1 protein-coding gene is annotated in these 690 nt (G+C 67.1%); it reads left to right on the top strand.

What is annotated here, in order from left to right; translation table 11 throughout:
• The first annotated feature begins 141 nt into the window (after window positions 1-141).
• A complete protein-coding gene (locus ACNFOC_RS54895) occupies window positions 142-615 on the top strand; it encodes a carboxymuconolactone decarboxylase family protein (RefSeq protein WP_416966383.1) in 474 nt (157 codons plus the stop codon).
• The last annotated feature ends 75 nt before the right edge of the window (window positions 616-690 follow it).

The raw sequence follows: 690 nt of genomic DNA, 5'->3' as shown, positions 1-690 counted from the left end.
ATACAAACCGGCACCCTCCGCCCCCTCCACCCCCGTCACCGAGCGTGAGAGCCACGTCACATCCGGCGTTGTCACATTCCCAGGGGCTCATTCCGTCAGAGCTGTGGAACCAACAGCCACGACAGAGCAGAGGAGCCCACCATGGGTGCCCGTTTGAACGCCTTCGCCAGTCCCGTCGCCGGTAAGGCCCTGAAGTACTTCATCGCCGCGGGCAAGGTCATCGAGGAATCGACGCTGCCCGCCGCCACGCAGGAACTCGTGAAGATCCGGGCGAGCCAGATCAACGGGTGCGGGTTCTGCACCGACATGCACACCAAGGACGCGGCCGCCGCGGGCGAGACCTCGCTGCGGATCAACCTCGTCGCCGCGTGGCGCGAGGCCACCGTGTTCACCGACGCGGAGCGCGCCGCGCTGGAGCTGACCGAGGAAGGCACCCGTATCGCGGACGCGGCCGGCGGCGTCCCGGACGAGGCGTGGGCGAACGCGGCCAAGCACTACGACGACGAACAGCTCATGGCGCTCGTCTCGCTGATCGCCCTCATCAACAGCTTCAACCGCATGAACGTCATGCTCACGATGCCCGCCGGCGACTACCAGCCCGGCCAGTTCAAGTAACCCGGGGTCGAGGGGGCAAGGGGGCGAGGTCGATTCCGCTGCTGCCCGGTGTCGAGAACCGAGCAGCAGCGGAAT

Origin of the sequence: Streptomyces colwelliae (assembly GCF_048158785.1) — a bacterium.
In the GTDB taxonomy this organism is placed as follows: Bacteria; Actinomycetota; Actinomycetes; order Streptomycetales; family Streptomycetaceae; genus Streptomyces.
The sequence above is the reverse complement of the archived record's forward strand: the minus strand, read 5'-3'. Positions and strand labels throughout refer to the sequence as shown.

What these genes read in the sequence shown, in the direction of transcription:
- ACNFOC_RS54895 (WP_416966383.1), top strand. Translation starts at nt 142, where the DNA reads ATGGGTGCCCGTTTGAACGCCTTCGCCAGTCCCGTCGCCGGTAAGGCC.